Source organism: Tateyamaria sp. LSS28 (assembly GCF_059611725.1).
In genome coordinates, this window is sequence record NZ_JCAPFI010000004.1 from 190257 (window position 1) to 210319 (window position 20063).

Here is a 20063-nt window from a genome sequence, read left to right on the forward strand (position 1 = left end):
CCGGCAGTGATTCAGTCCGCACCGTCAGGGCGCGAGCAAATTGTCCTGCGTTATAGGGATGGCGCAAGAAGGTGCAAGAGGGGCAAGGCATGCAGAATGCGGAATCTGCGGTCAGGCAGAGACTCTTTTCGGTTGGCGCCCGCTCGCCATGGGGGCGGAAGCATCATGGAGATAGTCTCGCGTCAACGGTACAGCCGCGCGCTTGTGCGCCAATTGCAGGTGATAAACGCCCTGCATCTGATGCTCAAAGGCCAGAATGCAGACCGTCAGATAGTAGCGGAACATCCGGACAAAGCGCTCATCATAGGTTGCCGTAATCTCGTCCAGATGTGCATCAAAACGATCACGCCAGTGCCGGATGGTCTTGGCATAGTGCAAGCGCCAAACCTCAATATCGGTCTGCCACAGACCTGACCGTTCCATCGCGGGCGCCAACTCGGAAAGAGAGGGAACATAGCCGCCGGGAAAGATGTATTTGTTGATCCATGATGAATGCGCGATCGGCGGCGCCGACCGGCCAATCGTGTGGATCAAGGCCACACCATCAGGATCCAGCAATTCGGCCACGCGGCCGAAATACGTGTCGAAGTTGGGGACGCCGACGTGTTCCAGCATCCCGACCGATACAATGCGATCAAAAGTACCCTTCGTATGCCGGTAGTCCTGCAATCGGAAGTCGATCTGATCCGACAGCCCCGTTGCAACTGCCCGCTGCCGGGCGGTTGCCAATTGGTTCTCGCTGAGGGTGATACCGGTCACGCGGCATCCATAGTCCTGCGCAAGGGTTAACGCCATACCGCCCCAGCCACACCCTATATCCAGCACATGCATGCCCGGCTCCAGACACAGTTTGCCTGCTATATGCGCCTTCTTTGCGGCTTGGGCCTGCTCCAGTGTCATCTCGTCATCCCGGAAGTACGCACAGGAATACTGCATGTCCTGATCCAGAAAGAGCCGGTACAGATCGTCCGAAATGTCATAGTGATGGGCAACGTTCTTGCGCGATGCGTTGGGCGTATTGTTTTGAATGAAACGACGCATGTGAAACCGGGCACGATTGGCCACGAGCATCCAGGACGGAATGGTCCCCTTGAAACGGTTGCGGATGATAAGCGTCAATGCGTCATCCAACGTACAGTTTCTCGGCGTGATCTTTTCGTCCATATACCCTTCGCCAAGGCCCAGGTCTGGATTCAAAACCAGTGCGCGCAGGGTTGCCTCATCGGAAATCTCAAGGTGAGCCGATGCCCCGGTGTCTGGCCCATAGTCCCGCGTCGTTCCATCCGGATAGGTCAGGCTAAGACGGTCCTCCACCATCATGCCTGTCAGAAAACGGTCAAGCAGTGTGTCCCACATGATCGCACTCCCCCAAAAAAAAGCACTCCGACACTAAAATTGGGGTGGCTGTTGGGGTTACGTCAAGGGCTAGGGCGCTTCTGCGTCCAGATACGCCCTCACGGTACCTTCAAATGCGCGTGGATCATCTGCGTGCAGCCAATGCCCCGCATTGGGTATCTTCACGAAACGCGTTCTGGGAAACAGGGTGCGGATGATTGGCCGGTGTTCACGCGTGACATAGTCGCTTGCCCCGCCCGAGAGGAAGAGCGCGGGGCCCTCGAACGACGTGTTCATTTTGGGAAAATCAAGAATTGCAGGCATGTTTTCTGCCAATGCATCCAGGTTCAGGCGCCACCGCGCTTCGGCCACGTCCAGCGATTGGGTCAGAAAGCTGCACAAAGCGGGCTCGACTCCCAGGGCTGCAAGTTGGTCGTTTGCCTCGGATCGTCGAATGACTTTCGTCAGATCAACAGCTCGCATTGCGTCGATGTATTGCATCTGGCTGTGGCCATAGCCCACCGGCGCAATATCGCCGACCACGAGCCTTCGCACAGTGTCTGGGCGGTTCAGCGCCAGCATCATGGCGGCTTTGCCCCCCATGGAATGCCCAACGACATCCATCGGCCCACCCAATGTGTCAATTACCTGTGCCAGATCGCCCGCCATATCGGCATAGCCATGATCGTCCGACCAGAAGCTCTGCCCGTGGTTGCGCATGTCCACCGTTATGACGCGCCGCGTGTCAGATAGGCGCTTTGCAATCACACCCCAATTGCGGCCCGATCCATACAGACCGTGCGCGATCAGGACAGGGGGGCTATCGATGTTGCCGTGTTCAGAATAGTTAAGCATACGGGTAGACTTAGCTGTGTTGGGCAGGCGCCACCAGAGGGATTGAGCGCTCGGGAACACGAGGTTAGAAAACGGTATGGAAACGCAGGACAGCATTCGGGCCCGCGCAGCCCGCGTTCAGGGCGCACTGGCCGCAGCATTTGGCGTGCGCGCCAAGTCGCTGGAGGTTGCCCTGCGCCGCACCGGTCGTCGATTGCCCAAACGCCTGCACGCCGAGGCGCACAAGATCGTCGCGGCACAATCGTTCGGAGCGCACCCCCGCCTGATGCGGCAGGTAGATGGCGCAGCGCTGTCTTTGGCCGAAGACCGGATTGTCGGCTTTTTGAGTGGGATAGACCGGGCCGACCGTCGCAAGGGGATGTGGCTGGGGATCGCAGCCGCTGTCGCCTTCAACATCCTGCTGGTGTTCACAGCAGTGATTGTCTGGATGTGGTGGACCGGTCGGCTTTAGTCGATGCTGGATGTTTGCAGCAGGGTGTGACAAGGCTTTGTCCGCCATGGCTTTGAATTACAATCAGGATTTGACCAAGCAACACCATCGCATAGTCGTTTTGGGGGCGACCGGTACAATCGGTCGCGCGACCACAGTGGCACTGCTGCGCAACGGGTATAACGTGACCTGCGTTGTGCGACCAGGTTCTGGTACAACGGACCTGCAGATCAATCTGCACGGCGCAGAGATTGTTGAGGCAGATATCACGGATTCCGACGGCTTGCGCAGCACCGTATTCGCCAATGCCTCATTCGATGCGGTGATTTCGTGCCTAGCATCTCGCAACGGCGCACCCAAGGACGCCATGGCCATCGATCATCATGCCATGGTCGGCGCAATCGAGGCGGCGAAGGCGACAGGGGTTGCGCATTTTGTGCTATTGTCGGCGATTTGTGTGCAGAAACCACGCCTTGCCTTTCAACATGCCAAGCTTGCGGCGGAACAGGCGCTGGTTGCCTCGGGTCTGACCTATTCGATTGTGCGTCCGACGGCCTATTTCAAGTCACTCTCCGGCCAGATCGCGCGGGTGCAGAGGGGCAAGCCGTACCTGTTGTTCGGGGACGGTGAACTGACGGCATGTACGCCAATCAGTGACCGGGACCTAGGGGAATACCTTGTATCATGCCTCGCCGATCCGGGGCTACGAAACCGTATCCTACCCGTCGGTGGGCCCGGAGCTGCTCTGACCCCGCGCTCGCAGGGGGAACACCTGTTCTCGTTGTTGGGGCGCAGGCCCAGGTTCAAACATGTCCCGGTTGGCATGATGCGCGGCATTGCGGGGGCACTGGGCGCGGCAAGCCGCGTGGTGCCATCGCTGTCTGCAAAGGCCGAGTTTGCCCGGATAGGGCTGTACTACGCGACGGAGTCCATGCTTGTTCTTGACCCCGAAACAGGCCGCTACGACCGCGCGGCGACGCCTTCAACCGGTCAGGATACACTGTTTGACTACTATGCCGCCGTCATCAACGGCGAAACCACTGTCGAGCGCGGAGAGCACAGCGTGTTTTGAAAGCCCCCCGCGCGAAGCAGGGGGCTTTGTGATTTATAGGTTCGGATAGAGCGGGAAGCGGGCGCACAGCGCGGCCACTTCTGCTTTCACCTTGGCCTCAACAGCCGCGTTACCATCCTCGCCGTTTGCAGCCAGCCCATCAACAACCTCGATGATCCAGTTACCGATCTGACGGAACTCGGTTTCGCCAAACCCGCGCGTGGTGCCTGCGGGGGACCCGAGGCGGATACCAGACGTGATTGTCGGCTTTTCATCATCGAAGGGCACGCCGTTCTTGTTGCAGGTGATATGCGCCCGGCCCAAGGCCTTCTCCGTCGCGTTGCCTTTGACGCCCTTGGGGCGCAAGTCCACCAGCATCACGTGGGTGTCGGTGCCGTGGGTGACAGTGTCCAGACCGCCCTTGTGCAGTTGATCAGCCAGCGCTTGCGCGTTCTTAATCACCTGCTGCTGGTAGGTTTTGAAGGACGGGTCCAGCGCCTCGCCAAAGGCAACGGCCTTGGCGGCGATGACGTGCATCAGCGGGCCACCCTGAATGCCGGGGAAGATGGCCGAATTGAACTTCTTGGCCAGCGCCTCGTCATTGGTCAGGATCATGCCTCCGCGCGGGCCGCGCAGGGTCTTGTGCGTGGTGGTCGTCGCCACATGCACATGCGGGAAGGGCGAGGGGTATTCGCCCGCGGCGATCAGACCGGCAAAGTGGGCCACATCGGCCAGCACATAGGCGCCGACCTTGTCTGCAATCTCGCGAATGCGGGCAAAGTCAATCACGCGCGGAATGGCCGAGCCACCGGCAATGATCATTTGCGGCTTGTGCTCAAGCGCCAGCGCTTCGATCTGATCATAATCGATGTCCAGCGTGTCGCGGCGTACGCCGTATTGCACAGCATTGAACCATTTGCCCGACTGGTTAGGGCGCGCACCGTGGGTCAGGTGGCCGCCAGCATCAAGCGACATACCAAGGATTGTATCGCCTGGCTGCAGCAGCGCTTGAAACACACCCTGGTTCGCCTGAGAGCCCGAGTTCGGCTGCACATTCGCAAATCCACAATCAAACAGCTTACAAGCACGCTCGATGGCCAGGTTTTCGGCCACGTCGACAAACTGGCACCCACCATAGTAGCGGCGTCCCGGATAGCCCTCGGCGTATTTGTTGGTCATCACCGAACCCTGTGCCTCAAGCACAGCGGCGGAGACGATGTTCTCTGACGCGATCAGCTCGATCTCGTCCCGCTGGCGACCCAGCTCGTCACGGATTGAGCCGAACAGCTCGGGATCACGATCGGCAAGGTTCTGGGTGAAAAAACCATCGGTGCGGTGGGGCGCATTCATGGGAACTCTCCTCGTGTGGACTGAGTCGATTTGATTTGCCGTTTCCTATCGGAAACCGGGCCTTTGAGCAAAGGATGTATCCCGACCAATCGTGCATCACCAGCGACAAAGCGCGCTGGGCGCTGGTAAGGGGCGAAAAGATATGGTTCTTTCGGCACAGAACGAATGCCATAGGAAACTCCAATGCCTCTCAAGATCGCCTTTGCGGCCAGCCGCGCGCCGGTTGCGCAAACAGCGCGGGCGACATTGATCGGGCGCTATGGCGATGTGCCCGCCGAAGCCGCGGACGTGATTGTTGCGCTGGGCGGCGATGGGTTCATGTTGCAGACCCTGCATGCCTCACAGCATTTGAACGTGCCCGTTTACGGCATGAACCGCGGCACAATCGGCTTTCTGATGAACGAATATGGCGAGGCCGATTTGGAAGCACGCCTAGAAGCGGCCGAGGAGGCGGAATTGAACCCGCTGTCCATGACGGCATTGGATACCGGGGGCAAAAGCCATCATGCGCTTGCCATCAACGAGGTGTCGTTGCTGCGGGCAGGCCCACAGGCCGCGAAGTTGCGGATCACCGTGGATGGCCGTTTGCGCATGGACGAACTGGTGTGTGACGGTGCGCTGGTGTCCACGCCTGCAGGCTCAACGGCCTACAATTATTCTGCACACGGGCCTGTCCTGCCCATCGGATCGGACGTGCTGGCACTGACTGCCGTTGCTGCGTTCCGCCCGCGCCGCTGGCGGGGTGCATTGCTGCCCAAAACAGCCAATGTCAGAATTGACGTGTTGGAGGGTGACAAACGTCCGGTCATGGCCGAAGCGGACTCGCGGTCTTTCCGCGACATTGCCGTCGTGGAAATCCAGTCGGAGCCATCCGTCGTGCACCGCATCCTCTTCGACCCCGGTCACGGGCTCGAAGAGCGGCTGATTTCCGAACAGTTCAACTGATTAGCCCTGTGGCGTGATGTAGCCTCTGGCGATCTTCGTGGCCTGCGCCACGTCCAGAATGGGCGGCAACAGGGTCAACAGCTCACCTTCGCCATCCAGAAGGTGCACGAAACTGCCATGGGAGTAGATCCAGCCGTATTCCGGGTCCTGGAACAGTGGCTCGATCTCGACCTTGAAGGCATCGTAGGCCACCTGCAAGGCATCCTCTTCACCAGTCAACCCGATGAAATCCGGATGAATCTCCGCCAGCGGCGCGCCCATCGTATCGACCTGATCCTGATCCGGCGCGACCGTGATCATCACCGGGGTCACATCGATCCCGTCGGCAGCCAGCTCGTCCACCACCTGCGCCATCAATGGTAGGGCAGCAGAACAGATGTTCAGGCAATTGGCATAACCAAAGAACAACAACTGGTGCTTGCCATCCGGATCAGCCTGCGTGCGTGTCTGGCCGTTCTGATCGAGCAGCGCGTAAGGCCCACCAATATCCACTGGAAACGGGCTTTGGCTTGCGGCGGGCATCCCCGCCACAAGCGCCATGGCCATCAAAACCGAGCGCATCACCTCAGAAGTTCTCCGCAATCCAGGTCTCGTCGACCTCAAGTCCCAGACCAAGATACCCTTCCTCAGCGATAATCGCCTTTACGCCGGGATCACGCCGGAACCACGGACCTTTCCCTTTGGCTTCGGGATGTTTGGCGGCCCAGTTCTTGGTCCACTTGTTCGCCTTGATCTTGTCACCACCACCCGGCGGCACAATGGTTTGCACCAGATAGACATTGTTGGCCCCAAGCTCGGGATCATCAATCATCAGCCCATCGACGGTGATGGTCTGGTTGCAGAAGGGCTGCAACTCGACCGCCGCGCCGGTAAAGGCCGGCTGGCTGTTCTTCATCGGCAGGATCAGCGTGTCATCGGCGGTGCGCAACAGACCCAGCTGGCGCTTGCCAGCACCACAGTCGGCCGGGCAATCGCCCGTGAAGGTGCACAACAGGTCAACGACCGTGGCCTCGAACTTGGCTGGCACTTCAGCATAGAGGTTCCAACTGCGCGCTTCGGACCCTTCAGAGAAGTCTTGTGCAACGAGCGGGCTGGCCATCATGGCCAGAAGAGCAATCAGTTTCTTCATTTGTTCGGATCCGGGATCGAGAAGGGGGGCACGTTGCCATAGTCGTCGTGGTTCTGGTTGGTGATATCGAGGTCGGACACCACATCAGACACAACAAGGTAATTCAGGCCGTCACGCTTATAGAGCATGCCGTCGGCCTCGACCGTATGTGCCGCCAGTTTGAGGGTCGTGTCTCCACCGGCCGTCTGGTCATCCTCACCCACCTTGAGCACCATGTAGACGGTGCCGTCTTCGGCAAGCAGGCCAACGGGGATACCGCCGGCACTGCACCACAAGGCGCAAGTGTGATGCGCCGATCCAACGACCGCATCTGGACTGCCCATAACACCCGAGTAGTAACACCAGGTGTCAATAATCTCTCCTGTCACCTGAATACGTGTGCCTTCCGCAGCGTGTCCCGCCAGCGGTAGGCTCATCGCAGCAAGCGCGCTCAGAATGAGTGATCGCATGATACGGCCTTTCCTGTTCAACTGTAACGTCAGGTTGACACTTGTGTTCAACCCGGTCAAATCACGCTTTTGGTTTCGACGCTTTTGTGATCGCTTGGCGCTTGGGTGTGGCTCTGCTATCCTGACAGCCAAAGACAGAGGCAATGAACCCGCCCGCCAAAGTACAGGTATGACAGCACTCAGCAAATATGATCGGCTCGAAGCAACGGGCCTGTGGCGCGACGCGGCGAATGCGCAGCGGCGCGAAGTTATTGTGTCCATCGGGGATGCAACTTTGATCATCTCCGACCTGAATGACCGCGCCATAACGCACTGGTCACTGGCCGCCGTTGAGAAGGGGCCAGCTCCCGACAAGGGTGGCGCGGCGTTTCATCCCGATGGAGACCCGGATGAAGTTCTCGAACTGGGCGCGGACGAAGCGGCGATGATCGATGCCATTGATACGCTGCGCCGTGCCGTTGCGCGAGCCCGGCCCAAGCAGGGCCGACTGCGCTGGGTGGGCGCTGCCGTGTCCGTGTCTGCCGTGGCAGCACTTGCGATTTTCTGGTTGCCCGGCGCATTGGTGGACCACGCCATGCGTGTGGTCCCCCCGGTCAAAGAGGCCGAGATCGGTGCGGCCTTACTGGCCCGGATCGAACGCGTGTCCGGTCAACCCTGCAAAAGTATCGAGGCACGCCCCGGTCTTGTTGCGCTTGCAGGGCGCACCGGGGTGGCACGTGTCGTCGTATTGCCAGCGGGTGTCCGAGAGGCACTGGCCTTGCCCGGTGGTACAGTGTTGGTGAACCGGACGCTGGTTGAAGACTACGAAGAACCGGATGTCGCGGCGGGGTACATCCTTGTTGAACAGACACGCAGCGCCGAAACACCACCTCTGCGCGCCTTGCTGGAACATGCCGGTCCGCGCGCCACGGGCACCTTGTTGACAACTGGATCGCTTCCATCCAGCGCGCTCGAAGCGTTTGCGGAGGACCAGTTGGCCAAAGCCGTTGTTGAAATGCCAGCCGAAACCCTTTTGCCAGCCTTTGCAGCAGCAGAGGTTCGCAGCACGCCTTACGCGCGGGCGCGCGACATTTCGGGCGAGGCGACCTTGCGGCTGATCGAAGCTGACCCGATGTCAGGTCAAGACCCGGTCCCCATTATGCAGGACCGGGATTGGCTTCAACTGCAGGCGATCTGTGAAAGCTGACCACTACTTCCTGACAAAGGCGTCAGAAAAACCCAACGCCCGGCTGCGCGTCAGCCCGTTTGACAGGTCAGCAGACGACCCGAACGGTCCGGCCAGGACAACCTGATATGATTTGCCGCCGCGCTTGAGCTTGCCAATGCGTGCAGGCAGACCAGATCGTGCAATGCGTTGTGCCGCGGCCTTTGCATTGGCCGGCACACCATAAGTTCCCACTTGAACATACCGGCTTTTGAAAACTTGCATCGACGCCTTGGGGACCGCACGCGCGGCAGTTTTCACGACGGGCTCTTCAGCGGACCGCGTTGAAACGACAGGTTGCCGCGCTTTTTTGCGCGCCTTGCGCTGCACCCGTTTCATGAGCTGCCCGTCGCGCTTGATCAGGGTCACAGTACCAAGGTCACGCTCTTGCGTTGCGATATCGACATATGGGTACACGAGTGGAACGGTCGCCGTGACATCACGACCTGTACGGCGGTCGATCAGGCGCCGTGGCACAGTACGTGTCCAGGCAAGTCGGGTTTGCGCAATGCCATTCAACGACTGCTCCGCACGTCTCCGGTTCAGACGGTCATCCTCCCAAACCGGTTGGTACCCCTCAGGTATCGGTGCGGGACGTTGCGCAATCCGGTTGTCATACACGTGGAGTGGAACAACACGTGTTTCGGGATCAACCGCTTTCGGTCGCGCGGAATTGTTGATGGATGCGACCGGTACCCGACGGACAGTCGTGGTCGGCGCCACTCTGGCTTGTGCGACAGACGGGACGGTCCTCTGTGCCGCAGGCACCTGCGCGCGGGTGGGGGCTGCGGTAGGTGTAGCAGCTTGTTGAGGCGCCGTTGCTGCAGGTACGGACCGACGCACGATAACCCGCCGGGTTGGTTGCGCGGGCGCTGCTGGCGCGGCTTGTGTCGTCCGCACAGTCGGGCGCGGTGCCGGTGTTGACTGTACTGCAGTTGCCGCGCCCGAGGCAGAAGGCGCGATTGTAATCTGCTCCGGCGTTGCCCCCGCCGATTGGTTCGGTGTGACACGCGCCGCAGCGGCAGCCGCGGACGACAGGCTGGGTGTTTGCCCGCAAATCAACTGACGCTGTCGATTGACCCGAGGGACCCAAGTTACATTGCCATCAATGCCTGCACGGACAAAGACACAGCCCTGGCTATCGACATATTGTGTCCCTTTAAAGGACGCGGGTGGAAACTCGGCCGGAGCTTGCGCGTTTCGTAAGGATTGGGCGTGGCCAAACCCGATAGACAACGACGCCGCGATAACAGCCCAAGCTGCAATTCTAGTTACTTTCATCATATCCCCCACAAGATATGGGAAATACGATGCCTCAACACCCGGCGTGAGTAAAGCGGCGATACCTGCTATTTGGTGCCAAACATGCGATCGCCTGCATCGCCAAGTCCCGGAACGATGTATCCCACGTCGTTCAACTGATCATCGACGGCAGCCGTCACGATGGGCACGTCCGGATGCGCTTCCTTCATGCGTGCGATGCCTTCGGGGGCAGCCAACAGGCACAGAAAGCGGATATTGGTCGCCCCGGCCTCTTTCAACTTGTCGATGGCCGCGGCGGATGAATTGCCCGTGGCCAGCATCGGATCAACCGCAATGACCAGACGATCTTCCAATGATTCCGGCACCTTGAAATAGTATTCGACGGGTTTCAGCGTCTCTTCATCCCGGTAAAGACCCACAAACCCGACCCGGGCCGATGGGATCAATTCCAGCACCCCGTCCAGCAACCCATTGCCCGCCCGCAGGATCGAAATCAGGGCCAGCTTCTTGCCATCCAGCGTCGGTGCATCCATCGCCTGCATCGGGGTCTCGATACGCTTGGTGGTCATCGGCAACCCGCGCGTCACCTCATAAGCAAGAAGTTGCGAAATCTCCCGCAAAAGCTGCCGAAACACGGCCGTCGGCGTGCCCTTGTCACGCATGATGGTCAGCTTGTGCTGGACAAGCGGGTGATCAACAACGGTCAGATGTTCGGACATTGCGGCAGCTCCTTGATGATGCCCTCTTCTGCCGTGTCGAACGTGCAACGACAATCCCCAGTTTCTTCTGACCTGAAATACCACGGGGTTTGGGGCAGCGCCCCAACGCGCGTCAGCGCCATGAAAATCGCGCGGGCCGTCAGGCGCTCATTTTGGTGAAACGCCCAAGTGCTGCGCCACCAAATGCGCAACATCCTGAAAGCCAATCAACCCCAGCGGCGCGCCATCCCCACCATGAACCAGAACAGGCACCCGCTCGCGCGTGTGGTCGGTGCCCACCCAAGTGGGGTCATTCCCATGATCGGCGGTCAGAACCATCAGGTCATCGGCGTGCAATTGCGGCAGAAGACGACCAATCTCGGCATCAAACCACTCCAGATGACGGGCATACCCGGAAACATCCCGGCGATGCCCATACAGGCTGTCGAACTCGACAAAGTTCGCAAAAATCAGGCTGCCATCCTCAGCCGAGGCAACCAGATCAGCCAAATGACCCATCAGGTTGGCATCCGCGCCCTTGCGCACCTCGTCAAAGCCCTGCATCGAAAAGATATCGCCAACTTTCCCAACGCCGTAGACCCGGTGCCCCGCATCCTGCACCCAATTCGTCAGAATGGGGGCGGGCGGTGTGATGGCATAATCCCGACGATTGACCGTTCGCTCAAATGCGCCCTCCACACCGACAAAGGGGCGGGCAATCACGCGGCCTACGCGCATCTTATGCAGTACGGGCGCCACGGCTTGGCACAGGTCCAAAAGCCGATCCAACCCGAAATGCTCTTCATGTGCGGCAATCTGGAACACGCTGTCGGCAGAGGTGTAGCAGATGGGTTTGCCAGATCGGATATGTTCGGCACCATGCTCGGCAATGATGGCGGTGCCTGACGCGTGGCAATTGCCCAGTATCCCGTCAACACCGGCCGCAGCACAAACGGCCTCAACCACCTCGTCCGGAAAGGCCGGGCGTGTGTCAGGAAAGTAGTGCCACTCCCAAGGGACTGGCACGCCTGCCAATTCCCAATGGCCTGATGGAGTATCCTTGCCCTGCGACACCTCTGTCGCAGCACCCCAAGGCCCCGCAGTGCCATCTTGATCATTGGCAAGGGCCATGGCCTCAAACAACCCAAGCGCCCGCAGATGCGGCACATCCAACGCTCCGCTGCGGCCATCCTCTGCGCGGCCAGCGGCACAGGCCTCGGCAATATGACCAACGGTATTGGCGCCGGCATCCGGCACATCCCCGTTGAAATACGCAGCCGCGTCGGGTGCACCACCAATCCCAACGGAATCCATGACGATGAGGAATGCGCGTGGCATCAGCCGATCCGCTCCGCAATCAGGTCCGGCACATCCGGCGCTTGCCTGCCGATAGTGATGGCCCTGCGCACCGCAGCCTCGGCCCGATCCGCATCCGCCGGACGCGCCGCATGGATGACGCACAAAGGTTGCCCCTTGGACAGTTTGCTGCCCAACCGGGCCACGTCAGACAGGCCAACGGCCGGGTTGATCACGTCCCCTTCGGCCTTGCGCCCACCGCCCAGATCGACAACGGCCAAACCCAGCGCCTCGCCATCAATGGCGCAGACATGTCCCGGGGCCCGCGCGTTGATTTCACGAATGACGGTCGCTTCCGGCAGGAACCTCGACCAGTTCTCGACAAACTGTAGCGGTCCGCCCATTGCGGCGATCATGGTCCCAAACCGTTCCGCCGCACGCCCATCTGAAATAGCTGCAACAATGGCATCTGCGCCCGCCTGCACGTCGTCGGCCAAGCCGCCATTGGCCAGAAGTACACCACCCAACGCGGCTGAAATCTCGACCAACGGCCCCTGTGCCGGGCCGGCCAGGGTGCGCATGGCCTCTGCCACCTCAAGGGCGTTGCCAAGGGCCGGGGCAAGGGGCTGCGACATGTCCGTGATCAGCGCCGTTGTCTTGCACCCGGCGGCATTGGCCGTCTTCACCAGCGCATCGGCAAGGGCGCGCGCAGCTTCCGCATCTTTCATAAAGGCGCCGGACCCGACCTTGACGTCCAGCACAAGCCCATCAAGGCCTGCGGCCAGTTTCTTTGACAGAATGGAAGCGGTGATCAGGTCCATGCTCTCGACCGTGGCGGTCACATCGCGCACCGCGTACAGACGTTTGTCTGCAGGGGCGACCTTGGCCGTTGCACCAACGATGGCGCAACCTGCCTTGGTCAACACGTCCCGCAACCGCTGCTCGCTCAGCTCGGTGGATACGCCCGGGATGGCGTCCAATTTGTCCAAAGTACCGCCTGTGTGACCCAACCCGCGCCCCGAGATCATCGGAACGTGGGCCCCACAGGCCGCAAGGGCAGGGGCCAGCACAAGGCTCACGCAATCGCCCACCCCACCGGTCGAATGCTTGTCGAGGACGGGACCCTCCAGATCCCAGTCCAGTACCTGCCCACTGTCGCGCATCGCCATGGTCAACGCGACCCGGCCCACATCGCCCAGGCCATTCAGACAAACAGCCATGGCAAAGGCCCCGGCCTGCGCATCGGTAACTGTGCCATCGGCCAGCCCTTGCGCAAACCAGCTCAGTTCCTCACGCGATGGGGTTTGACGTTGGCGAAGTTTGGCAATGATGGATCGTGCGTCACTCATGCATCGCCATCCATATGGGCGGCAACAAAGGCGCCAGGCAGCAATTCGGCCAACGTCATCACCTGTTCCACGCCTCCGGTGGTGGCCATGGTCACGCGCACATCGCCCGAACCGAATTCTGCCAGCTTCTGACGGCACCCGCCGCAGGGTGTGACAGGCATCGCGCTGCCCGCGACAACATAGGCTTCGGTGATCTTGCCCTGACCGGCTGCCACCATGGCCGCAATGGCCCCAGCCTCGGCGCAGGTCCCCTCGGGATAGGCGACATTCTCGACATTGCAGCCCACAAACACAGTGCCATCGGCCGCACGCAGGGCTGCACCCACCTTGAAATTCGAATACGGCGCATGTGCGTTTTCTCGCACGGCCAACGCCGCCTGCTTCAACTCGTCCATATGTATCCTCGTTTCGGAGCCCCGACACTAACCAAGCGTTTCAGCGTTGGCTACCGCTTTCAGATGGGCAAGGATCACGAGACACAACCTGTCATCCCCATGCGTGACACCTTAGTCAGGGCGTGTCCGGAACGCGCCGGGCAACGACACCTCAAGCAACTCGATATCATCGGAGACGTTGGCATAACGCGTCGCCATATCCGGTGGGATAACAAAGGCATCCCCCGCCATCAGCATATGCGGGTCGCGCCCTTCGCCCTCAAGGGTCATCGCCCCTTCCAGCACAAAGTTGAACAGAATGTCGCTGTCATGTTTGGCCCAAACAGTGTTGCCATGTCCCTTCCGCGCCACCTGAACGCCAGCAACACCAACGGTGCCCGCTGCAATACCAGTCTCGCGGGCCTCAAATCCCGGCAGGCGGAACGGCCCCCACGCTGCCTCCTCGACCTTGTGGTGCACAAAGGACTGTCCCTGGAACCGCCGATCCAGGTTCGCTGTACCATTCGGAAGCTCCATCTCGTGATCAATGGTCGTGACATGCTCTGCAGGCACACCGATCTCGATCACCTCGATATTGTCGCTCGCATACAGTACACGGTGTCGGATCTCGGGCGGCTGAATCACACAGCATCCCTCTGCTAAGCGAAACGGCTCCCCCTGATCCTCGTACACAAGGTCCACCCATCCCCGATAACAATAGATCAACTGAAACCCGACGGTATGATAGTGCACCATGTCCGGCACCGGCCCGCCATCGGGAATGCGGATGTGGCTTGCAATGATCGACCCACCCAGACGGTCCGGGATCAGATCGCGATAGTGCATACCGGCCCGCCCGATGATCCAGGGGGCCTGATCGGTCAGGCGCCGCACGACAAAGCTGTGCGCGGTCTCGGGCATGACTAAAGGCGGGTTCAGCTCATCAATCTCGACACGTGTGCCATTGGGGGCTGTCAGAATGCGCTGACCGTCTGCAAACCCATCCGGGTCATCGGTCAGAATGCGCAGCGTTCCCGGCGGCTCATGTGCACCCGCTTCAATCCGCACCCGCAGCCCATGACCGGAAAACACGGCCACCGAAGGATCATCAGCGGGATAGATCATGTCCATCCGCATGCCCAACACTTTGGTGAAAAACGGAATGTCATCCCGCAATTCCTGCGTCGGCAACCGTATCTCGGCGCGTATCTCAGCCATTTCAATCCTCTTCACTTTGCCAAATAAACTTCGGGGGAATTGCGAATGCAATGGGGGCAGAGCCCCCTGAAAAAAGTCGTGCGCGCAGCGCTCATTTGGGTCACGATCGACAAATGTGACCAAACGTCAATTGGCGTGTTGCGAAAAATAGTTTAACGCTAAACCAAATCCGAACACCCAAGGGGATTCCATGTCCGATACACCGAACCTGCGCGACGCGGCACTTGCCTACCACGAATTCCCCAAACCCGGAAAACTCGAAATCCGCGCGACCAAACCAATGGCAAACGGTCGCGACCTCGCGCGCGCATATTCACCCGGCGTCGCCGAAGCCTGCCTCGAGATCAAGGAAGACGCCGCCAACGCCGCTCGCTTCACGGCACGCGGCAACCTCGTGGCCGTGGTGTCGAATGGTTCAGCAGTGCTGGGCCTCGGCAATATCGGTGCTCTGGCCTCGAAACCGGTGATGGAGGGCAAGGCGGTCCTCTTCAAGAAATTCGCCTCCATCGACTGCTTCGATATCGAGGTGAATGAAAGCGACCCCGAAAAGCTCGCCGACATTGTCTGCGCGCTCGAACCCACCTTCGGCGCCATCAACCTCGAAGATATCAAGGCGCCCGAATGCTTTGTCGTTGAAAAACTGTGCCGCGAGCGCATGAATATTCCGGTATTCCACGACGACCAGCACGGCACTGCCATCGTTGTGGGCGCGGCCGCCAAGAACGCACTGCACGTAGCCAGCAAAAACTTCGAAGACATCAAGATCGTCAGCACAGGCGGCGGTGCTGCGGGTATTGCCTGCCTCAACATGCTCCTGAAAATGGGCGTGAAACGCAAAAACATCTGGCTCTGCGACATCCACGGCCTCGTCTACGAAGGCCGGACCGAAGACATGAACCCGGCCAAAGCCGCCTTTGCCCAAAAGACCGACAAGTGTACGCTCGATGACGTGATCGACGACGCGGACCTGTTCCTTGGCCTCTCCGGCCCCGGCGTCTTGAAACCCGAACACGTTCAGAAAATGGCAAAGCAGCCCATCATTTTCGCGCTGGCCAACCCAACCCCCGAAATCCTGCCCGAAGATGCCCGCAGTGTTGCCCCCGACGCGATCATCGCCACGGGCCGCAGCGACTTTCCCAACCAGGTGAACAACGTCCTGTGCTTCCCCTTCATCTTCCGCGGCGCACTCGACGTGGGGGCCACCACGATCAATGACGAGATGCAGCTGGCCTGCATCGACGGTATCGCCGCACTCGCACGCGCCACCACCAGCGCCGAGGCAGCCGCAGCCTATCAAGGCGAACAACTCAACTTCGGCGTAGATTACCTGATCCCCAAACCCTTCGACCCGCGCCTTGTGGGCATCGTCAGTTCCGCCGTTGCCAAAGCGGCGATGGAGACGGGCGTTGCCACCAGACCCATCGAGGACCTCGATGCCTACAAGACCTCGCTTGACGGGTCTGTTTTCAAATCCGCCCTTCTCATGCGCCCCGTGTTCGAAGCGGCCCGCGTTACCTCGCGCCGCATCGTGTTCGCAGAAGGCGAAGAAGAACGCGTGCTGCGGGCCGCCCAGGCGATGGTTGAGGAAACGACAGAACGCCCAATTCTGATCGGGCGGCCAGAGGTGATCGAGGCACGGATTGCCCGCGCAGGCCTCACGATCAAGATCGGCGATACGGTCGACCTCGTGAACCCCGAGAATGACCCGCGCTACCGCGACTATTGGGGCACTTATCACGAGCTCATGTGCCGTCGCGGCGTCACGCCCGATCTCGCCCGGGCCATCATGCGCACCAATTCAACTGCCATCGGTGCGGTCATGGTCCACCGTGAGGAAGCCGATAGCATGATCTGCGGCACGTTCGGCGAATTCCGCTGGCATCTCAATTACGTGCAGCACGTGCTTGGCCGCGACTCGTATCACCCCGTGGGGGCGCTCAGCATGATGATCCTCGAAGACGGGCCGCTTTTCGTGGCGGATACGCAGGTGCATCTGCATCCCAATCCAGACGAGATCGCAGAAATCGCCATCGGTGCCGCGCGCCACGTGCGCCGCTTCGGCATCGAACCGAAAATCGCCTTCTGCTCGCAAAGCCAGTTCGGCAACCAGGGCGACGGCTCCGGCTGGCGCCTGCGCGAAGCGATCCGGATGCTCGACGCACAGAACCACGACTTCTGCTATGAGGGCGAAATGAACATCGACACGGCGCTTGATCCCGAGCTGCGCCAGCGTCTGTTCCCGGGCAGCCGGTTGGAAGGGGCCGCCAACGTGCTGATCTTCGCCCACGCCGACGCTGCTTCGGGTGTCCGCAACATTCTCAAGATGAAAGGGGGCGGGTTGGAGGTTGGCCCGATCCTGATGGGCATGGGCAACCGTGCCCATATCGTGTCGCCGTCCATCACGGCGCGTGGATTGTTGAACATGTCAGCCGTGGCTGGCACGCCGGTGGCGCATTACGGCTAAAGAATAGCCAACCCAGCCTGAAAAATCGGCACAACCCGCAGGTGTATTTTGGCGTCTTGCACCCTATCTGTATCCGAGTGGACAGACCGGGGTGATCATCATGCGTGCAATTCTTGTGCTGGCTCTATTGGCAGCTGCGGGCTGCGCTGAGGTGGTCAGCGAAACCCGCGGCACATATACCGAGTTCGGGCGCACATACCCATCGGTGACGCGGGTCTATCAGAACGACGATGGCAGCACCTATTCTCGGACGACAATCATCTCGGGCGCTGAACGCGTGACCTGCATCACCGATGACAGGCTGGACTGTCGCGCCGCGCTGTTCGACACGGTCAATCGGGTACGCGACTGACGACGCCTGTTCGAATGCCACCCTTTGCTAAAGAGGATTGCTTGATGCGACTTGCACTATCTGCCCTGATGCTTCTGACCACCGCTGCCTGCACCGAGATCACCGCCGAACGCGAGGGCACGTTCGACTACCGTGGCGACACGCTCCGCGCTGTGACGCGCGACTATTCCGCGAACGGTCGCACCTTCACCAAGCGTGTCATTTACGACGGCCCCCGACGTGTCAGCTGTTCTGCGACCGACGATCTCGATTGCCGCGCGGCCATTTCTTACGAGCGTCTGGACAGCAACGACTGATATTTGCACGTATCCACGTGATATTCTGCCACAGTTGGCGCTCTCAGCCCTTGCCCCCGACAGTTGTCGCCGCGTAACCCTGCTGGAGACTATGACGGAGGAGTATGGGCCATGGGCTATCGGGCGGAGTATGACAGTTGGAAAGCGGACCCCGAGGGGTGGTGGATGCAGGCGGCGCAATCCATCGACTGGGTCAAGGCCCCGACCAAGGCACTGAGCCAGCGTGGCGAACACCTCTATGACTGGTTTGCAGACGCGCAAGTGAACACCTGCTGGAACGCCGTCGACCGGCATGTCGAAGCCGGGCGTGGCGATCAGGTGGCCATCATCTATGACAGCCCGATCACCGGGGCCAAATCCAAGACAACCTATGCCGAGCTGCAGACGCAGGTCGCGTCGCTCGCCGGTGCGCTAGCTGCCAAGGGCGTCACGGCCGGTGATCGCGTGATCATCTACATGCCCATGGTGGCCGAGGCGCTGGTGGCCATGCTGGCATGTGCACGGATCGGGGCGGTCCATTCGGTTGTGTTCGGTGGCTTTGCTGCCCACGAATTGGCCGTGCGCATTGACGATTGCACCCCCAAGGCGATCATCGCCGCCTCTTGTGGCCTCGAACCGGGGCGGGTCGTGGAATACAAACCGCTGCTCGACGGCGCGATCGAAGAGGCGGACCATACGCCCGACTTCTGCGTGATCCTGCAACGCGAACAAAGCCCTTGCGACCTTGGCCCCCGCGATGTCGACTGGCATGCGGTGCAAGAGGGGGTAGACCCCGCACCCTGCACACCCGTTGCCGGGACCCATCCCGCCTATATCCTCTACACGTCCGGCACCACCGGCGCGCCCAAGGGCGTCGTGCGGGCCACGGCAGGCCACCTCGTTGCGCTGAACTGGACGATGAAAAACATCTACCAGATGAACCCGGGCGAGGTGTTCTGGGCCGCCTCCGATGTGGGCTGGGTCGTCGGTCACTCTTATATCTGCTACGCCCCGCTGATCCACGGCAACACCACCATCGTGTTCGAGGGCAAGCCCATCGGCACCCCCGATGCGGGCACCTTCTGGCGCGTGATCGAAGAACATGACGTCAAATCCTTCTTCACCGCCCCCACCGCCATTCGGGCCGTGAAGCGCGAGGATCCCAAAGGCGAATATCGCGCAAAATACGACCTCAGCTGCCTGCGCGCGCTCTACCTCGCAGGTGAACGGGCTGACCCGGACACCATCGAATGGGCCAAGGACCTGCTGGACGTTCCGGTCTACGATCACTGGTGGCAAACCGAAACCGGCTACACCATCGCGGGCAATCCCGCTGGGCTCGAAGCATTGCCGGTCAAGGTGGGTTCACCCACCGTCGCCATGCCTGGTTACGATGTACAGATTCTGGATGATGCGGGGCACCCCGTCGCGCCCGGCGAACTTGGCGCCATCGCGGTCAAGCTGCCGCTGCCCCCAGGCACTCTGCCGACCCTCTGGAATGCAGAGGATCGGTTCATCAAGTCCTACCTCCACACGTTCCCCGGTTACTACGAAACGGGTGACGCGGGGATGATGGATGATGATGGCTACCTCTACATCATGGCGCGCACCGATGATGTCATCAACGTCGCAGGCCACCGCCTGTCCACTGGTGCTATGGAAGAGGTGCTGGCCGGCCACCCGGATGTGGCCGAGTGCGCGGTCGTGGGCGTCTCGGACCAACTCAAGGGGCAGTCACCTGTCGGTCTGTTGTGCCTGACCAACGGCGTGAACCGGGCGCATGACGAGATCGTCAGCGAATGCGTGAAGCGGGTGCGCGACCAGATCGGTCCAGTGGCCGCCTTCAAACAGGCGGTGGTCGTGGATCGCTTGCCCAAAACCCGCTCCGGGAAAATCCTGCGCGGTACAGTGGTCAAGATCGCGGACAATCAGGACTTCAAGATGCCTGCCACCATCGACGATCCCGCCATTCTGGACGAGATCAAGGACGCGCTGCAAACCATCGGCTACGCCAAGGGGTGACGGG

At 60.4% G+C, this 20063-nt stretch carries 20 protein-coding genes; 8 read left to right on the forward strand and 12 right to left on the reverse strand.

Going from position 1 to position 20063, the window contains the following annotated elements; all coding sequences use genetic code 11:
- Positions 1–111: 111 nt before the first annotated feature.
- Both AC53L6_RS13425 and AC53L6_RS13430 read right to left on the reverse strand, forming a co-directional pair.
- Entirely contained in the window at positions 112–1356 is a 1245-nt protein-coding gene (locus AC53L6_RS13425; protein ID WP_496908203.1) for a class I SAM-dependent methyltransferase, read from the reverse strand.
- Between the two features lie 69 nt (positions 1357–1425).
- Positions 1426–2190, reverse strand: coding sequence for an alpha/beta fold hydrolase (locus AC53L6_RS13430; protein ID WP_496908204.1), 765 nt, complete (start codon positions 2188–2190; stop codon positions 1426–1428).
- Positions 2191–2266: 76 nt separating this feature from the next.
- Here AC53L6_RS13430 and AC53L6_RS13435 point away from each other — a divergent pair, with 76 nt between their 5' ends.
- Positions 2267–2641, forward strand: coding sequence for a hypothetical protein (locus AC53L6_RS13435; RefSeq protein WP_496908205.1), 375 nt, complete (start codon positions 2267–2269; stop codon positions 2639–2641).
- A gap of 46 nt (positions 2642–2687) precedes the next feature.
- The gene (locus AC53L6_RS13440; RefSeq protein ID WP_496908206.1) at positions 2688–3692 is read left to right on the forward strand and encodes an NAD(P)H-binding protein; all 1005 of its coding nucleotides are present in this window, start codon (positions 2688–2690) and stop codon (positions 3690–3692) included.
- A gap of 33 nt (positions 3693–3725) precedes the next feature.
- Here AC53L6_RS13440 and glyA read toward each other — a convergent pair whose 3' ends face one another.
- Positions 3726–5021 carry a serine hydroxymethyltransferase gene (gene glyA / locus AC53L6_RS13445; protein WP_496908207.1) on the reverse strand — a complete coding sequence of 432 codons (1296 nt, stop codon included), beginning with the start codon at positions 5019–5021 and terminating at the stop codon, positions 3726–3728.
- A 183-nt stretch (positions 5022–5204) separates the two neighbouring features.
- On the opposite strand from glyA, the gene AC53L6_RS13450 reads away from it, so the two are divergent.
- Positions 5205–5966, forward strand: coding sequence for an NAD kinase (locus AC53L6_RS13450; RefSeq protein ID WP_496908208.1), 762 nt, complete (start codon positions 5205–5207; stop codon positions 5964–5966).
- Here AC53L6_RS13450 and AC53L6_RS13455 read toward each other — a convergent pair whose 3' ends face one another.
- From AC53L6_RS13455 to AC53L6_RS13465, 3 genes are read right to left on the reverse strand one after another with little or no spacing between them, the layout of a single operon-like run.
- Complete coding sequence (locus tag AC53L6_RS13455) at positions 5967–6512, reverse strand: SCO family protein (protein WP_496908209.1); 546 nt, start codon at positions 6510–6512, stop codon at positions 5967–5969.
- 19 nt (positions 6513–6531) lie between these two features.
- On the reverse strand, positions 6532–7095 hold the full coding sequence (locus tag AC53L6_RS13460) for a hypothetical protein (protein ID WP_496908210.1): 564 nt from the start codon (positions 7093–7095) through the stop codon (positions 6532–6534).
- On the reverse strand, positions 7092–7544 hold the full coding sequence (locus tag AC53L6_RS13465) for a hypothetical protein (RefSeq protein ID WP_496908211.1): 453 nt from the start codon (positions 7542–7544) through the stop codon (positions 7092–7094). The genes AC53L6_RS13460 and AC53L6_RS13465 overlap by 4 nt, the downstream gene beginning before the upstream one ends.
- Positions 7545–7713: 169 nt before the next feature.
- Here AC53L6_RS13465 and AC53L6_RS13470 point away from each other — a divergent pair, with 169 nt between their 5' ends.
- The gene (locus AC53L6_RS13470) at positions 7714–8730 is read left to right on the forward strand and encodes a M48 family metalloprotease (protein ID WP_496908212.1); all 1017 of its coding nucleotides are present in this window, start codon (positions 7714–7716) and stop codon (positions 8728–8730) included.
- A 3-nt stretch (positions 8731–8733) separates the two neighbouring features.
- Here the strand turns inward: AC53L6_RS13470 and AC53L6_RS13475 are convergent, their stop codons facing one another.
- The 6 genes from AC53L6_RS13475 to AC53L6_RS13500 all read right to left on the reverse strand — a co-directional run bounded on the left by AC53L6_RS13475 (position 8734) and on the right by AC53L6_RS13500 (position 14946).
- The gene (locus AC53L6_RS13475; RefSeq protein WP_496908213.1) at positions 8734–10032 is read right to left on the reverse strand and encodes an SPOR domain-containing protein; all 1299 of its coding nucleotides are present in this window, start codon (positions 10030–10032) and stop codon (positions 8734–8736) included.
- Between the two features lie 65 nt (positions 10033–10097).
- Positions 10098–10730, reverse strand: a complete 633-nt coding sequence (gene upp / locus AC53L6_RS13480) for a uracil phosphoribosyltransferase (protein WP_299698728.1) — start codon at positions 10728–10730, stop codon at positions 10098–10100.
- A gap of 147 nt (positions 10731–10877) precedes the next feature.
- Positions 10878–12047: a phosphopentomutase gene (locus tag AC53L6_RS13485; protein WP_496908214.1), complete on the reverse strand. Its 1170-nt coding sequence runs from the start codon at positions 12045–12047 to the stop codon at positions 10878–10880.
- A complete protein-coding gene (locus AC53L6_RS13490) occupies positions 12047–13354 on the reverse strand; it encodes a thymidine phosphorylase (RefSeq protein WP_496908215.1) in 1308 nt (435 codons plus the stop codon). The genes AC53L6_RS13485 and AC53L6_RS13490 overlap by 1 nt, the downstream gene beginning before the upstream one ends.
- Positions 13351–13749, reverse strand: a complete 399-nt coding sequence (locus AC53L6_RS13495) for a cytidine deaminase (protein WP_496908216.1) — start codon at positions 13747–13749, stop codon at positions 13351–13353. The genes AC53L6_RS13490 and AC53L6_RS13495 overlap by 4 nt, the downstream gene beginning before the upstream one ends.
- Before the next feature lie 111 nt (positions 13750–13860).
- Positions 13861–14946: a cupin domain-containing protein gene (locus AC53L6_RS13500; RefSeq protein ID WP_496908217.1), complete on the reverse strand. Its 1086-nt coding sequence runs from the start codon at positions 14944–14946 to the stop codon at positions 13861–13863.
- A gap of 190 nt (positions 14947–15136) precedes the next feature.
- On the opposite strand from AC53L6_RS13500, the gene AC53L6_RS13505 reads away from it, so the two are divergent.
- The 4 genes from AC53L6_RS13505 to AC53L6_RS13520 all read left to right on the forward strand — a co-directional run bounded on the left by AC53L6_RS13505 (position 15137) and on the right by AC53L6_RS13520 (position 20059).
- The gene (locus tag AC53L6_RS13505; protein WP_496908218.1) at positions 15137–17410 is read left to right on the forward strand and encodes an NADP-dependent malic enzyme; all 2274 of its coding nucleotides are present in this window, start codon (positions 15137–15139) and stop codon (positions 17408–17410) included.
- Between the two features lie 100 nt (positions 17411–17510).
- Complete coding sequence (locus AC53L6_RS13510) at positions 17511–17762, forward strand: hypothetical protein (RefSeq protein WP_299743626.1); 252 nt, start codon at positions 17511–17513, stop codon at positions 17760–17762.
- Positions 17763–17806: 44 nt separating this feature from the next.
- Positions 17807–18058, forward strand: coding sequence for a hypothetical protein (locus AC53L6_RS13515; RefSeq protein WP_496908219.1), 252 nt, complete (start codon positions 17807–17809; stop codon positions 18056–18058).
- A 111-nt stretch (positions 18059–18169) separates the two neighbouring features.
- The gene (locus tag AC53L6_RS13520) at positions 18170–20059 is read left to right on the forward strand and encodes an AMP-binding protein (RefSeq protein ID WP_496908220.1); all 1890 of its coding nucleotides are present in this window, start codon (positions 18170–18172) and stop codon (positions 20057–20059) included.
- The last annotated feature ends 4 nt before the right edge of the window (positions 20060–20063 follow it).

What these genes read in the sequence shown, in the direction of transcription:
- AC53L6_RS13490 (WP_496908215.1), bottom strand. Translation starts at nt 13,354, where the DNA reads ATGAGTGACGCACGATCCATCATTGCCAAACTTCGCCAACGTCAAACC.
- AC53L6_RS13465 (WP_496908211.1), bottom strand. Translation starts at nt 7,544, where the DNA reads ATGCGATCACTCATTCTGAGCGCGCTTGCTGCGATGAGCCTACCGCTG.
- AC53L6_RS13510 (WP_299743626.1), top strand. Translation starts at nt 17,511, where the DNA reads ATGCGTGCAATTCTTGTGCTGGCTCTATTGGCAGCTGCGGGCTGCGCT.
- AC53L6_RS13475 (WP_496908213.1), bottom strand. Translation starts at nt 10,032, where the DNA reads ATGATGAAAGTAACTAGAATTGCAGCTTGGGCTGTTATCGCGGCGTCG.
- AC53L6_RS13435 (WP_496908205.1), top strand. Translation starts at nt 2,267, where the DNA reads ATGGAAACGCAGGACAGCATTCGGGCCCGCGCAGCCCGCGTTCAGGGC.
- glyA (WP_496908207.1), bottom strand. Translation starts at nt 5,021, where the DNA reads ATGAATGCGCCCCACCGCACCGATGGTTTTTTCACCCAGAACCTTGCC.
- AC53L6_RS13455 (WP_496908209.1), bottom strand. Translation starts at nt 6,512, where the DNA reads ATGGCCATGGCGCTTGTGGCGGGGATGCCCGCCGCAAGCCAAAGCCCG.
- AC53L6_RS13460 (WP_496908210.1), bottom strand. Translation starts at nt 7,095, where the DNA reads ATGAAGAAACTGATTGCTCTTCTGGCCATGATGGCCAGCCCGCTCGTT.
- AC53L6_RS13505 (WP_496908218.1), top strand. Translation starts at nt 15,137, where the DNA reads ATGTCCGATACACCGAACCTGCGCGACGCGGCACTTGCCTACCACGAA.
- AC53L6_RS13500 (WP_496908217.1), bottom strand. Translation starts at nt 14,946, where the DNA reads ATGGCTGAGATACGCGCCGAGATACGGTTGCCGACGCAGGAATTGCGG.
- AC53L6_RS13440 (WP_496908206.1), top strand. Translation starts at nt 2,688, where the DNA reads ATGGCTTTGAATTACAATCAGGATTTGACCAAGCAACACCATCGCATA.
- AC53L6_RS13430 (WP_496908204.1), bottom strand. Translation starts at nt 2,190, where the DNA reads ATGCTTAACTATTCTGAACACGGCAACATCGATAGCCCCCCTGTCCTG.
- AC53L6_RS13515 (WP_496908219.1), top strand. Translation starts at nt 17,807, where the DNA reads ATGCGACTTGCACTATCTGCCCTGATGCTTCTGACCACCGCTGCCTGC.
- AC53L6_RS13425 (WP_496908203.1), bottom strand. Translation starts at nt 1,356, where the DNA reads ATGTGGGACACACTGCTTGACCGTTTTCTGACAGGCATGATGGTGGAG.
- AC53L6_RS13485 (WP_496908214.1), bottom strand. Translation starts at nt 12,047, where the DNA reads ATGCCACGCGCATTCCTCATCGTCATGGATTCCGTTGGGATTGGTGGT.
- upp (WP_299698728.1), bottom strand. Translation starts at nt 10,730, where the DNA reads ATGTCCGAACATCTGACCGTTGTTGATCACCCGCTTGTCCAGCACAAG.
- AC53L6_RS13450 (WP_496908208.1), top strand. Translation starts at nt 5,205, where the DNA reads ATGCCTCTCAAGATCGCCTTTGCGGCCAGCCGCGCGCCGGTTGCGCAA.
- AC53L6_RS13520 (WP_496908220.1), top strand. Translation starts at nt 18,170, where the DNA reads ATGGGCTATCGGGCGGAGTATGACAGTTGGAAAGCGGACCCCGAGGGG.
- AC53L6_RS13495 (WP_496908216.1), bottom strand. Translation starts at nt 13,749, where the DNA reads ATGGACGAGTTGAAGCAGGCGGCGTTGGCCGTGCGAGAAAACGCACAT.
- AC53L6_RS13470 (WP_496908212.1), top strand. Translation starts at nt 7,714, where the DNA reads ATGACAGCACTCAGCAAATATGATCGGCTCGAAGCAACGGGCCTGTGG.